The sequence below is a fragment of the Streptomyces sp. Da 82-17 genome (assembly GCF_046098215.1).
Lineage (GTDB): Bacteria > Actinomycetota > Actinomycetes > Streptomycetales > Streptomycetaceae > Streptomyces.
The window spans coordinates 383,162-395,945 of record NZ_JBJURH010000001.1; the positions used below are offsets into that span (position 1 = coordinate 383,162).

General features: G+C 72.5%; 12 protein-coding genes. 3 read left to right on the top strand and 9 right to left on the bottom strand.

The window, feature by feature from the left end; genetic code table 11:
* The first annotated feature begins 88 nt into the window (after positions 1-88).
* The gene (locus tag ACIDOF_RS01755) at positions 89-2,455 is read left to right on the top strand and encodes a ribonucleoside-diphosphate reductase subunit alpha (protein WP_409003784.1); all 2,367 of its coding nucleotides are present in this window, start codon (positions 89-91) and stop codon (positions 2,453-2,455) included.
* A gap of 74 nt (positions 2,456-2,529) precedes the next feature.
* Positions 2,530-3,486 (top strand): ribonucleotide-diphosphate reductase subunit beta, encoded by a 957-nt coding sequence (locus ACIDOF_RS01760; RefSeq protein ID WP_409004022.1) that lies wholly within the window; start codon positions 2,530-2,532, stop codon positions 3,484-3,486.
* On the opposite strand, the gene ACIDOF_RS01765 is transcribed toward ACIDOF_RS01760, so the two are convergent.
* Positions 3,399-3,641, bottom strand: coding sequence for a hypothetical protein (locus tag ACIDOF_RS01765; protein WP_409003785.1), 243 nt, complete (start codon positions 3,639-3,641; stop codon positions 3,399-3,401). The two genes, ACIDOF_RS01760 and ACIDOF_RS01765, sit on opposite strands and share 88 nt — an antisense overlap.
* 94 nt (positions 3,642-3,735) lie before the next feature.
* On the opposite strand from ACIDOF_RS01765, the gene ACIDOF_RS01770 reads away from it, so the two are divergent.
* Complete coding sequence (locus tag ACIDOF_RS01770) at positions 3,736-4,704, top strand: helix-turn-helix domain-containing protein (RefSeq protein WP_409003786.1); 969 nt, start codon at positions 3,736-3,738, stop codon at positions 4,702-4,704.
* A gap of 26 nt (positions 4,705-4,730) precedes the next feature.
* On the opposite strand, the gene def is transcribed toward ACIDOF_RS01770, so the two are convergent.
* The 8 genes from def to ACIDOF_RS01810 all read right to left on the bottom strand — a co-directional run bounded on the left by def (position 4,731) and on the right by ACIDOF_RS01810 (position 12,740).
* Positions 4,731-5,390 carry a peptide deformylase gene (gene def / locus ACIDOF_RS01775; RefSeq protein WP_409003787.1) on the bottom strand — a complete coding sequence of 220 codons (660 nt, stop codon included), beginning with the start codon at positions 5,388-5,390 and terminating at the stop codon, positions 4,731-4,733.
* 147 nt (positions 5,391-5,537) lie between these two features.
* Positions 5,538-6,518 (bottom strand): tetratricopeptide repeat protein, encoded by a 981-nt coding sequence (locus ACIDOF_RS01780; RefSeq protein WP_409004023.1) that lies wholly within the window; start codon positions 6,516-6,518, stop codon positions 5,538-5,540.
* A gap of 332 nt (positions 6,519-6,850) precedes the next feature.
* A complete protein-coding gene (locus tag ACIDOF_RS01785) occupies positions 6,851-8,140 on the bottom strand; it encodes an HD-GYP domain-containing protein (protein ID WP_409003788.1) in 1,290 nt (429 codons plus the stop codon).
* Positions 8,137-9,618 (bottom strand): HD-GYP domain-containing protein, encoded by a 1,482-nt coding sequence (locus tag ACIDOF_RS01790; RefSeq protein ID WP_409003789.1) that lies wholly within the window; start codon positions 9,616-9,618, stop codon positions 8,137-8,139. The genes ACIDOF_RS01785 and ACIDOF_RS01790 overlap by 4 nt, the downstream gene beginning before the upstream one ends.
* A gap of 215 nt (positions 9,619-9,833) precedes the next feature.
* Positions 9,834-10,190, bottom strand: a complete 357-nt coding sequence (rsrA, locus tag ACIDOF_RS01795) for a mycothiol system anti-sigma-R factor (protein WP_409003790.1) — start codon at positions 10,188-10,190, stop codon at positions 9,834-9,836.
* Positions 10,187-10,858 (bottom strand): sigma-70 family RNA polymerase sigma factor, encoded by a 672-nt coding sequence (locus ACIDOF_RS01800; protein ID WP_409004024.1) that lies wholly within the window; start codon positions 10,856-10,858, stop codon positions 10,187-10,189. Before ACIDOF_RS01800 ends, rsrA begins: the two co-directional genes overlap by 4 nt.
* Before the next feature lie 254 nt (positions 10,859-11,112).
* A complete protein-coding gene (locus tag ACIDOF_RS01805) occupies positions 11,113-11,751 on the bottom strand; it encodes an alpha/beta family hydrolase (protein WP_409003791.1) in 639 nt (212 codons plus the stop codon).
* A gap of 173 nt (positions 11,752-11,924) precedes the next feature.
* A complete protein-coding gene (locus tag ACIDOF_RS01810) occupies positions 11,925-12,740 on the bottom strand; it encodes an SOS response-associated peptidase (RefSeq protein ID WP_409003792.1) in 816 nt (271 codons plus the stop codon).
* Between the last annotated feature and the right edge of the window lie 44 nt (positions 12,741-12,784).

Below are 12,784 nucleotides of genomic sequence, written 5' to 3' on the forward strand. Positions count from 1 at the left end.
GGTGGACGCGCCGCGGTGTGCCGTACGGGCCTGCCGTGCGCCCACTCCCGCCCGCCTGGCCCCGAGCCGAGCGAGGGAGTGCCCCCACGTGACCATCGCGCCAGCCGAGGCGGAGACGGGCCGGGAAGCCGAAGACGCCCCCGGAACAGCGCTGCTGCGGACCCTGACCGAGCTGACCGCCGACCTGCCCGACACCGACCCCGGCCGGGTCGCCGCCGCCGCGCTGCGCGGCCGGCACGCGGGCTCGGACGCGGCGGAGCTGCGCGACCTCGCCACCGACGCCGCCGCCGGCCTGATCTCCGAGGACCCCGCCTACTCCCGGCTCGCCGCCCGCCTCCTCACCCGCGCCATCGCCGACGAGGCCGCCTCGCAGGGCGTCGCCCGCTTCACCGAGTCCGTCGCCGTGGGCCACCGCGAGGGCCTGATCGCCGACCGCACCGCGGAGTTCGTACGGGCCCACGCCGCCCGGCTGGACGCGCTGATCGACCCGGCCGCCGACGACCGCTTCGGCTACTTCGGCCTGCGCACTCTGCACAGCCGCTACCTGCTGCGCCACCCGCTCACCCGCAAGGTGATCGAGACGCCGCAGCACTTCATGCTGCGCGTCGCCGCCGGCCTCGCCGAGGACGAGAGCACCCGGGCGGTGGACGAAATCGCCGCCCTCTACGGCCTGATGAGCCGCCTCGACTACCTGCCGTCGTCGCCGACGCTCTTCAACTCCGGTACGCGGCACCCGCAGATGTCGTCCTGCTACCTGCTCGACTCCCCGCTCGACGAGCTCGACTCCATCTACGACCGCTACCACCAGGTCGCCCGCCTCTCCAAGCACGCCGGTGGCATCGGCCTCTCGTACTCCCGGATCCGCAGCCGGGGTTCGCTGATCCGCGGGACCAACGGGCACTCCAACGGCATCGTGCCGTTCCTCAAGACGCTCGACGCCTCCGTGGCCGCCGTCAACCAGGGCGGCCGGCGCAAGGGCGCGGCCGCGGTCTACCTGGAGACCTGGCACTCCGACATCGAGGAGTTCCTGGAGCTGCGGGACAACACCGGCGAGGACGCCCGCCGTACGCACAACCTCAACCTCGCGCACTGGATCCCCGACGCGTTCATGCGCCGGGTCGCGGAGGACGGCACCTGGTCGCTGTTCTCCCCCGCCGACGTGCCCGAGCTCGTCGACCTGTGGGGCGAGGAGTTCGACGCCGCCTACCGGAAGGCCGAGGCCGCCGGGCTCGCCCGGAAGACGCTGCCCGCGCGGGAGTTGTACGGGCGGATGATGCGCACGCTCGCCCAGACCGGCAACGGCTGGATGACGTTCAAGGACGCCGCCAACCGCACCGCCAACCAGACCGCCGAACCCGGCAACACCGTGCACTCCTCGAACCTGTGCACCGAGATCCTGGAGGTCACGGACGACGGCGAGACCGCGGTCTGCAACCTGGGCTCGGTGAACCTCGGCGCGTTCGTGGACCCCGGCTCGCAGGACATCGACTGGGAGCGTCTGGACGCCACCGTCCGTACCGCCGTGACCTTCCTCGACCGGGTCGTCGACATCAACTTCTACCCGACCGAGCAGGCCGGCCGCTCCAACGCCAAGTGGCGGCCCGTGGGCCTGGGCGCCATGGGTCTGCAGGACGTGTTCTTCAAGCTGCGGCTGCCGTTCGACTCGGCCGAGGCCCGCGCCTTGTCGACGCGGATCGCCGAGCGCATCATGCTCGCCGCGTACGAGGCGTCCGCCGAACTCGCCGAGCGCAACGGCCCGTTGCCCGCCTGGGAGCAGACCCGTACGGCCCGGGGTGTGCTGCACCCCGACCACTACGACGTGGAACTGCACTGGCCCGAGCGCTGGGCGGCGCTGCGGGCGCGGATCGCCGCCACCGGCATGCGCAACTCGCTGCTGCTCGCCATCGCGCCGACCGCCACCATCGCGTCCATCGCCGGTGTCTACGAGTGCATCGAGCCGCAGGTCTCCAACCTGTTCAAGCGCGAGACGCTCAGCGGCGAGTTCCTCCAGGTCAACGCCTACCTGGTGGCCGAGCTGAAGCGGCTCGGCCTGTGGGACGCGCAGACCCGGGAGGCGCTGCGCGAGTCCAACGGCTCGGTGCAGGGCTTCAGTCGGTTGCCCGCGGAGGTGCGCGCGCTGTACCGCACGGCCTGGGAGATCCCGCAGCGCGGCCTCATCGACATGGCCGCCGCCCGCACCCCGTTCCTCGACCAGGCGCAGTCCCTGAACCTGTTCCTGGAGACGCCGACCATCGGCAAGCTCTCCTCGATGTACGCGTACGCCTGGAAGTCGGGCCTCAAGACCACGTACTACCTGCGCTCACGCCCCGCGACCCGGATCGCCCGCGCGGCCGGTTCGCAGAGCGCCGCCACCCCCGTCCCCGCGCAGGCCGCCGCCCCCGAGGCCGTCGCCTGCTCCCTGGAAAACCCCGAGTCCTGCGAGGCCTGCCAGTGACCAGCGAAAACCGTCCCAAGACTGCAACATCTAAAAACTTGCTCGACCCCGGCTTCGAGCTGACCCTGCGCCCCATGCGCTACCCCGACTTCTACGAGCGCTACCGGGACGCCATCAAGAACACCTGGACCGTCGAGGAGGTCGACCTCCACTCGGACGTCGCCGACCTCGCGAAGCTCTCACCCGGCGAGCAGCACATGATCGGCCGGCTCGTCGCGTTCTTCGCGACCGGCGACTCGATCGTCGCGAACAACCTGGTGCTCACGCTCTACAAGCACATCAACTCCCCCGAGGCGAGGCTCTACTTGAGCCGTCAGCTCTTCGAGGAGGCCGTGCACGTCCAGTTCTATCTGACGCTGCTCGACACCTATCTGCCCGACCCGGACGACCGCGCCGCCGCCTTCGCGGCCGTCGAGAACATCCCGTCGATCCGCGAGAAGGCCGAGTTCTGCTTCAAGTGGATGGACTCGGTCGAGGAGATCGACCGCCTGGAGACGCAGGCCGACCGGCGCAGGTTCCTGCTCAACCTGATCTGCTTCGCGGCCTGCATCGAGGGCCTGTTCTTCTACGGCGCCTTCGCGTACGTGTACTGGTTCCGCTCCCGCGGTCTGCTGCACGGCCTGGCCACCGGCACCAACTGGGTGTTCCGGGACGAGACGATGCACATGAACTTCGCCTTCGAGGTCGTGGACACCGTCCGCAAGGAGGAGCCCGAACTCTTCGACGACAAGCTGCGCGAGCAGGTCACCGACATGCTGCGCGAGGCCGTCGACGCCGAGCTGCAGTTCGCGCGCGACCTGTGCGGCGACGGACTGCCGGGCATGAACACCGAGTCGATGCGGCAGTACCTGGAGTGCGTCGCCGACCAGCGCCTCACCCGGCTCGGCTTCGCCCCGGTCTACGGCTCCGAGAACCCCTTCTCGTTCATGGAGCTGCAGGGCGTTCAGGAGTTGACCAACTTCTTCGAGCGCAGGCCGTCCGCGTACCAGGTGGCGGTGGAGGGCTCGGTCTCCTTCGACGACGAGTTCTGAACCGTACGGCCCCGAAGGTCCTCGCCCCGCTCCGCGGCCCGCAACTGCCGTGCCACGCGCAGGTCGTGGAGGTGGCCGACGAGCGAGGGCAGGGCCAGGAGGACGAAGACTCCGAGGACGCCGAGAGTGTTGAGAAGAACGCGTGTGGTTTCCATGCCCCTTACTCTCCCGCTCCCGGCGCCTCCGGGTCAGTGGCAGGACTGACATGAAGCATCGACATCCTGCCAACCCTGCGGCACACTGGCGGACATGCTGAAGAACGTGGCCGCCGTGGTCCTGGACGACGTGCACCCCTTCGAACTCGGCGTGGTCAGCGAGGTGTTCGGCCTCGACCGCAGCGACGAGGGACTGCCGGTGTACGACTTCGCCGTGGCCTCCGCCGAGGGCCCGGTCCTCGGCACCAACGCCGGCTTCACCATCTCCACGCCGCACGGCCTGGAGCGGCTCGAGGAGGCCGACCTGGTCGCGGTCCCCGCGGTCCGCCCGCAGACCGCGGAGCGCCCGTACCCGCCGGAGCTGCTCGACGCGCTGCGCCGCACGGTGGAGCGGGGCGCCCGGGTGCTCTCCGTCTGCTCCGGGGTGTTCCTGCTCGGCGAGGCGGGCCTCCTGGACGGCCGCCGCTGCGCGGTGCACTGGCGGTACGCGCGGGAGCTGGCGATCCGCTACCCGCGCGCCCGGGTCGAGCCGGACGTCCTGTACGTCGACGAGGACCCGGTGTTCACCTCGGCCGGCACGGCGGCCGGCATCGACGCCTGCCTGCACATCGTCCGCAAGGAGCACGGCACCGAGGTCGCCAACGCCGTCGCGCGCCGCATGGTCGTACCGCCGCACCGGGACGGCGGGCAGGCGCAGTACGTGAAGCGGCCGCTGCCGGCGACGCCGTGCGACACCGTCGGCGAGGTCCTGGTCTGGCTGGAGCGGCATCTCGACGAGGACGTCACCGTCGACCAGCTCGCGCACCGTGCGCACATGTCGCCGCGCACGTTCGCCCGCCGCTTCCTGCAGGAGACCGGCACGACCCCGTACCGCTGGCTGCTGCGGCAACGTGTGCTGCGCGCCCAGGAGTTGCTGGAGTCCACCGACGAGACGGTCGACTCGATCGCGGGCCGTGTCGGCTTCGGCACGGCGGCCGCCCTGCGCCACCACTTCCTGCGCACCCTCGGCACGACCCCGCACGCGTACCGGCGTACGTTTCAGGGGCCGGCCCGCGTGGCGTGACCGGCCCCTGAACTGCCTTGCGGCTCTTACTCGTTGGGCACGACCTCGTAGCGCGGGGTGCCCTCGGCCATCTGCCGCAGGGCGTCCTTGCGGTCGCGCTTGGAGAGGCGGTCGATGTACAGGTAGCCGTACAGGTGGTCCGTCTCGTGCTGCAGGCAGCGGGCGAAGAAGCCGGTGCCGCGCACGGTGATCGGGTTGCCCTTCTCGTCCTGGCCCTTCACCACGGCGTAGTCGGGGCGGGCCAGCTCGGCGTAGGCGGTCGGGACGGAGAGGCAGCCCTCGTTGCCGTCGTCGAGGCGGCGCCGCTCGGCGGGCAGCTCCTGCAGGACGGGGTTGCAGACCACGCCGACGTGCCGCTTGCCCTCGTCGTCCGGGCAGTCGTAGACGAAGACCTTCTTGTCGACGCCGATCTGGTTGGCGGCGAGGCCGACGCCCTCGGCGGTGCGCTGGCTGGCGAACATGTCGTCGACCAGCCGCGCCAGCTCGTCGTCGAACTCTGTGACGTCCTTGCACTCCTTGTGCAGCACCGGGTTGCCCACGACGGTGATCGGCCGGGACGTGCCGCGCCCGCGGTAGGCGGCCTCACGCTCCTCGGCGTTCTCGGTGTCGATGACGAAGCCCTCGTCGTCGACCGGGAGAACGCCCGCTTCCGCCGCGGTCTGCTGATCGGTGTCCTGCTGCGCCATGTCCGACGTACGCCTTCCTCAACATGCCAAGTGTGGGAGTACAGCCTACGGGGACCGGCCCGGGCGTGGGCCGCGGTGCCGGGATGCCGAGATGCCGGAGCGCTGGGATGCCGGGGCGCTGCGTGCCGGGGCGCTGGGGCCCGTGGGTCAGCAGACCTCTTCGAGGTCGCGCCAGTCCCGGGTGTCCGGGCTGTCCGCCACCCAGCCGTCGAGCAGGCCGCGCACGAGCCCGGCGGGCGCCGCGATGCCGCACTCCCGCTCCGGCACCCAGAGCGCGCCGGGGCTGCGGTGCCCGAGCGGGCCGGGGTGGCCGGGCTCGCTGTGGTCGTGCGGGTCGAGGTGCTCGCCGTCGCCCTCGTCGCTGGGCATCCGGCTCTCCGAGCACATCCGGCAGAGCAGCCGCACCGACGACGACCAGTCCTCGGCGGCGAAGCCGGCGTCCGCGGCGAGCCGCTCCAGGGCGTCCCGGTCGGCCTCCGTGGCCGCTTCGAGGAGCACCACCCAGGTCGGCACGGGTGAGGGAGCCCACAGCTCGATCTCGTCGAACACGGGGTACGACTGGCCGTCGGCCGTGGTCCGCTCGCCGTGCGGGACGCCGTCGTGCAGCACGACCTCGCCCCAGCGCCGGCCGGACGACGGCAGCGGGATGGACAGCACCTCGATCCGCGCCGGGTCGAGCCGCCGCCCCCACACCACTTCGGCCTCGCCCTCCGGGGAGAGCCGCACGGCCGCGCTGCCGAGCTCCATGCCGAGGGGCGCCTCACCGCCGACGGCGCCGCCGGGCACCTTCAGTCCGTACGCCTGCCAGGCGCGGCGGGCGAGCGGCCAGTCCTGCAGGGCGGTCGCGGCGATGCCGACGTTCCACCAGTCCGGGGCGCCGGTCTCGCGGTCGAGCAGGGCGACGGCCCGCAGGCCCGCGGCGCGCGCCTGCTCCCAGTCGTGCCGGAACTTGTGCAGCAGGGCGAGGTTGAACCAGGACTCGGACAGCCAGGGTTCGAGGTCGGCCGCGCGGGTGAGCAGCGCTCCCGCGTCCTCGTACCGGCCGTCGCCGATGAGCGTGAACGCCCGGTCGGTCGCCTGCCGCCAGGAGGCGGAGGGCCGATGCCGTCCCTTGCCGAAGATCCTCACGTTTCCCGCCTGCCCAGGTCGTTCCGCCATCAGTGCAGCATCGGGCTTCTTTGCCCCCGGACACCCTGCACTTCGCATCCAACCATGCCGGGTCGGACGCCCGCTCATTACCCATGGGTTACCCAGGTGGGAGCGGGGAATCCCTGCCCGCCGGACCCGATCCTCGGGGCTTTCCGGACGCGTTCTGGACGCCTTCTCCGGTCCCGCTGAAGGGTCCTTCGCGGCCGGCCTTCCCGGCTCTGCACGGAGGCCGTTCCGACGGCCCTTCCCGGAGGCCCTTCCGGAGGCCCTCCCGGCGTCTCGGCGCAGCGCCGCGGCGGCTTTCCGGGAAGTCATCCGCCGACCGGTGCCAGGGCTCCCCGGGAGAGCACTCTGGCCAGGGACTCCACGACCTCCGGCTGGTAGTCCCGGCCGGTGGCGAGGCGCAGTCGCTCCAGCGCGGCGAGGGGTCCTCCCGGCCCTTCTCCCCTGGCCATCTCGTCGTATGCGTTCGCGGCCCGCACGATCCGCGCGGTGAGGGGTTGCTCACGGTACGGGTCGGCCTGCCGCTCGACGACCACGGCGACGTCGGCGGGCACCCCGGTCTGGCGCACCACGGCCCCGCCGAGCAGGGCGATCCGGCGCTGCTCGACGGCGGGCAGCCCGGCCGTCGCGCCGTCCCGCACCGGGTCGACCAGGGACAGCTGGCCGATGTCGTGCATCAGCGCCGCGTACTCCAGAACCACCAGGTCGGCGCCGGACAGCCCCAGGTCGTGGCCGACGGCACGGCTGAGGTCGGCGACCCGGCGGGCGTGGCCCTGCGGGGTGTACCCGGCGATCTCGGTGGCGCGGGCGAGAGAGGTGATGGTCTGCCGGTAGGTCGTCCGCACCGCGGCGTACCGGCTGAAGGAGAGCTGGGTGAGCAGCAGCGGCAGGCAGAACAGCGGCAGCGCCCACAGCCCGGCGACGGCCACCGCGAGCGCCATCACCGCGCCGCTCGCCCCGACCGCGGAGCCGATGCCGCGCTTGGCCCGCAACTCGTCGCGGAGCAGCGGCCCGTACGGCCAGCGGGTGCGGGCGCACACCAGGGCGGCGGCGAGCACGGCGTCGCACAGCCCGGTGAGCGCGACGAGCGCGACCAGCCACAGCGCGTAGTACGGGCCGTGTCCGATCAGCTCGGCCAACTTGCCGGAGTTGTACAGGGGTTGGAAGCAGACCGCGGCGAACGCGACGGTCAGGACGCGGCGCGCCATGTGGTCCGGCGTCGGCGCCCGCCCGCGCGCGAGGTGCGGCACGGACCCGACGAGAAACGCGGCGGCGCACACGGCGACGACCTGCAGCACCCCGTGGTACGTGGGATGCCCGGCGTTCTCCCCGAGCAGCGCGTACGCGAGCGCCCCGGCGGCGCCTAGGGGCGCGGGCTCGCGTTCCTGCGCGGGTCCGCGGTCCTGCGCGGCGTCGCTCTTGCGGGCCAGCTCCCCGACGACGACGAGGGCGCCGAAGGCGAGCGCCACGCCCCGGTCGGCCAGCCCGGACCACAGCACGTGCGCGAGCGCGCTCACGGCGAGCAGGGCGGCCGCGACGTGCACGGCCCGCACCATGAGGGGCGTGCGGAGGGAACGGGCGGCGGTCCTGCGGGTCATCCGGGCCGGTCCCCGGCGAGCGGGCCGCGCTTGCCGCGCGGCCCCGGTACGTGCGATTCCGGAAGCTGCGGGTGCGGCAGCTGCGGCTTCGGGAAGTGCGGCGCCGGGATCTGCGGCTGCGGAGCGTGCGACGCCGGCACCTGCGCGGCCGCGACCGCCTCCGCCGCCTCCTGCACGCCGCCCGGCTCGTCGGAGGTGACGGCGGGGTGCCAGCCGTTCCGGTCGAGGGCGCGGACGAGGGCGCGGACCATCTGCGGGTCGAACTGCCGCCCCGCGCAGCGCTTCAGCTCGGTGAGCGCGTCGGCGACGGGCCGCCCCCGGCGGTACGAACGGGTCGACGTCATCGCGTCGAAGGCGTCGGCGACGGCCACCACGCGCGCGAACTCCGGGATCTGCCGCCCGGACAGGCCGTACGGGTAGCCGCTGCCGTCGAGCCGTTCGTGGTGGTGCAGGATCGCCGCGCGGGCCTCGCCGAGGAAGCTGATGCCGCGGACCATCTCGTGCCCGTACTCCGGGTGGAGTTCGATGACGCGGCGCTCCTCGGGGGTGAGCGGGCCGTCCTTGCGCAACAGGCGGGTGGGGACGCCGAGTTTGCCGACGTCGTGCAGGATCCCGGCGAACCGGAGGACCTCGATCCGTTCGTCGGCCATGCCGAGTTCGCGGGCGATCAGGACAGAGGCCTCGCCGACGCGTTCGCTGTGCCCGCGCGTGTACTCGTCCTTGATGTCGACGGCCTGCACGAGCGCCCTGATGGTGGCCTGGTGGGCGGCGCGCTCGCGGTGGTACTGGGCGAACACCCAGCTGGAGACGTACATCGGCAGCAGCACGAGCAGCGCGGCCAGCGGTCCGTACGGGCTGCGCCAGAGGACCGCCATCATCAGTCCGGCGAAGCCGTGCACCAGGACGGGCGCGACGGAGCGCGGGAAGAGGCCGCGCCAGGCCGCGCGCAGCGGGACCCGCTCGGCCGTCGCGAGGATGCCGCCGTCGAGCGCGGCGGCGACCAGGGCGAGTACGAGGGCGGCGGCCGCGGCGGGCGCGAGCGCGAGCGGGAAGCCCGGCGCGGGCGGGGAGCCCGCGGCGAGCAACTGGCGTCCGCCGAGGGCGACATGGACGGTGGCGGCGGCCCAGCAGGCGATCGCGTACCGCGCGGGGCGCCAGATTCTGCGGGGCAGCGCGGGTCCGCGCTCGACCCGGGCGAGGGCGGCGCCGGGCAGGGCGACGAGCGCGGCGGCGGCGGGCGGCATCAGGAACACCCCGGCGAGCAGCACGGGGAAGAAGCCGGCCAGGCCGCGGGCCGCGCGCTGTCCGAGGAAGCGGAAGCGGGTGATCTGCTCGCAGCCCGCGTAGAGCGCGGCGAGCAGCGCGAGCGCGCCCCACGGGGTGGCGTCGGACGGGGCGAAGGCCGGGGCCGCGCAGGCGGCGGCGCCGAGTGCGGCCAGGGCGATGTAGACGCCCGCCCAGGGCGGAACAGACCGCATCGCGCCCCCTCCTCCTGGCCCGCCGTGCCGTTCAGATTCCGGAGAATAGGACGGCGGGGCGGGGCGGGGAGAGGGGATCGGGTGATTCCGCGGCTTATGCGACCGCGGATTCGCACCATCGAGTGATGTGGCCGCACGGATGCCCGTCACGCGCCCCGGAGAGCCTCAACTCTCCGTAACAGAACCGGAGTTCAGAACTCCGGGCGGGGTCCGGTTCAGGACTCCTGGGGCGAGGGGGACGCGGCGGAGCGGCGCGGGGCGACCGGCTGCTGCGGCTCGGGCGGGGCGGCGGTCAGGTCGTGCTCGGGCACGGCCTCGCCGGCGCGGATCATGTCGATCCGGCCCATCACCTTGGCCCGCAGGTCCGTCGGCACGTCGTCGTGTCCGCAGCACCGCTTGACCAACTTCTTCACGGCCTGCTCCAGGCCGTACTTCTCCAAGCACGGGGAGCACTCCTCGAAGTGCGTCTCGAACTTGGTGCAGTCACTGTCGGGCATCTCGTGGTCCAGGAACTCATAGAGATGGTCCAGGACCTCAGAGCAGTCCGTCTCGTGCGGCTCTCCGCAGCTCATGAGCCCGAGCCTTTCGTTCCGTTCGACGAGTCCGTCGCGCCGGTCGCGGCGCCCGCGGGAACGAGGCCGCGGTCCTTCGCGTAGTCCTCGAGCATGCCGCGCAGCTGTCGCCGGCCGCGGTGCAGCCGGGACATCACCGTACCGATGGGGGTTCCCATGATGTCCGCGATCTCCTTGTAGGCAAAGCCCTCGACGTCCGCCAGATAGACGGCGATTCGGAACTCCTCGGGGATCGCCTGCAGTGCGTCCTTCACGTCCGAGTCGGGCAGCCGGTCGAGCGCCTGCGACTCGGCGGAACGCAGACCGGTCGACATGTGCGACTCGGCGCGGGCGAGCTGCCAGTCCTCGATCTCCTCGGCAGCGCTCCGCTGGGGCTCGCGCTGCTTCTTGCGGTACGAGTTGATGAACGTGTTGGTGAGGATGCGGTACAGCCACGCCTTGAGGTTGGTGCCCTCGCGGAACTGGTGGAAGGACGCGTACGCCTTCGCGTAGGTCTCCTGCACCAGGTCCTCGGCATCGGCGGGGTTGCGCGTCATCCGCAGCGCGGCCGAGTACATCTGGTCGAGGAACTCGAGCGCGTCGCGCTCGAAGCGGGCGTTGCGCTCGGTCGCGGTCTCTTCCGCCGCCTCCTGCGCACGGCCCTCGTCGGTCCCAGTGACCTGACCCACCTCCTCCAGCGACGGGACGGGATCGAGGCCGACCCCGCTCGAATCGGAGGATAGACGACGATCCGGTCCGCCCGCCGCCCGAATAGGGGCGGTCTTGGCCGCAGCCAGCATCGACCTTCCCAGGTCAGCGGCGCTGGCGCGGCTCGGGCAGGCGATCGAACCCATGCGGCGGACTCCCTCACACTCTGCGTTCTCTACTGACGTCCGCCACAACAGCGCCGGGCCGCGCGGCATTCCCGAGGCTCCGGCCGGGGTCAGCCGAGCCGCCCGGTCCACTCCGAGACGGCGTCCGTGATCACCTCGAGCGCCTCCTCCTGCCCGATCTCCGCCCGCTTCGGTACGGCGAACCCGTGGTCCCCGTACGGGACCTCGACCAGCTCGTACGAGTCGTCGTCGGGGAACTCGGCGGGCTTGCCGAAGGGGTCGTTGCCGCCCTGCACGACCAGCGTGGGCACCCCGGCGCCGAGCAGCTCGTCGGCCCGCGACTTCTCCGGCTTGCCCGGCGGGTGCAGCGGGAAGCTCAACGCCAGCACGGCGTGCGCGCCCAGCTCCTGCGCCGTACGGCAGGCCACGCGCGCCCCTGCGCTGCGGCCGCCGGCGATCACCGGGAGGCCGGGCTCCGCGAGGGTCGGCCAGAGGGCGCGCCAGCCGGTGTCGAGCGTCTTCGGGGCGGGCGCCACCTTCTTCCCGGCCACCCGCCAGGGCTGCTCGACGAGGGCCACGGTCACGCCCCGCGCGGGGAGTTCGGCGGCGAGGGCCTGCAGGTCGCGCGCCTCGATGCCGCCGCCTGCGCCGTTGCTGACGGCGAGGACGAGGCGGGCCTGCTTGCCGGGGAACCAGGTGATGCGGGCCTGGCCGGCGGGGGTGTCGACAGAGGTCACGTTCTTGGTCACGCCCCCATCGTGCCTCGGGGCGCCCCGCCGGAGCCGGGCACACGCGCGGAGGCCGACCGCCGGAACGGGCACACGCGCGGGGGCGATCCGCCCGAACCGGGCACACGCGCGGAGGCGGCCCGGCACACGCGCGGAGGCGGCCCGGCACACGCGCGGAGGCGAACCGTCAGAACTCAGAACAGCGTGCCCTCCTCGGGCCCGTCCAGTTCCTTCAGCAGCTCGGGCCCGTTGTTCCGTACGTTGCTCACCGCGGTCGACACCGGGTACGCGCGCATCAGGCCCTCGGGCGGCGGGGCGAGCAGGGAGCGCAGGTCCTCGACGTCGGTGCGGCGCGGGTCGAGCCAGTCGTCCCAGCGGTCCGGGGTCAGCATCAGCGGCATCCGCGGGTGGATGTCGGCGAGCGACTGCGGGCCCTCCGCCGGTGCGACGCCGAGCGGCCCGGACTCCGCCTCCGTGGTGATCACCGAGCACGTCACCCACCAGGCCTGCGGGTGGTCGTCGGGCAGGGTGCGGTCGCGCCAGAACTCGTACAGCCCGGCCATCGCGAACACCGTACCGTCCGCAGGGGTGACGAAATACGGCTGCTTACGGGGGCGCTTCTTCTTGCCCTCGACCTCCAGGTCCCGCTCGGCGGAGCCGGTCACCCACTCGTAATAGCCGTCGGCGGGCAGGATGCAGCGGCGGGCGGCGAAGGCCCTGCGGTAGGCGGGCTTCTCGTGCACCGTCTCCGCGCGTGCGTTGATCATCCGGGCCGCGCCCTCGGGCGACTTGGCCCAGGACGGCACGAGTCCCCACTTCAACGTGCGCAGCTGGCGAACCGGAGTGCGGTCGGACGCGTCCTTCAAGGGACGGTCCAGGACCGCGTAGACCTCTTTGGTGGGGGCCACGTTGTAGTCCGCGGCGAGCGCCTCCTCCGGCTCCCACTTCTCGACCTCGAAGACGTCTGCGAGATCCTCGGGCCCACGACTGGATGAATACCGTCCGCACATACGTGCCACACTGCCAGATCGCCGCACCGAGACGGGAGCTTGTT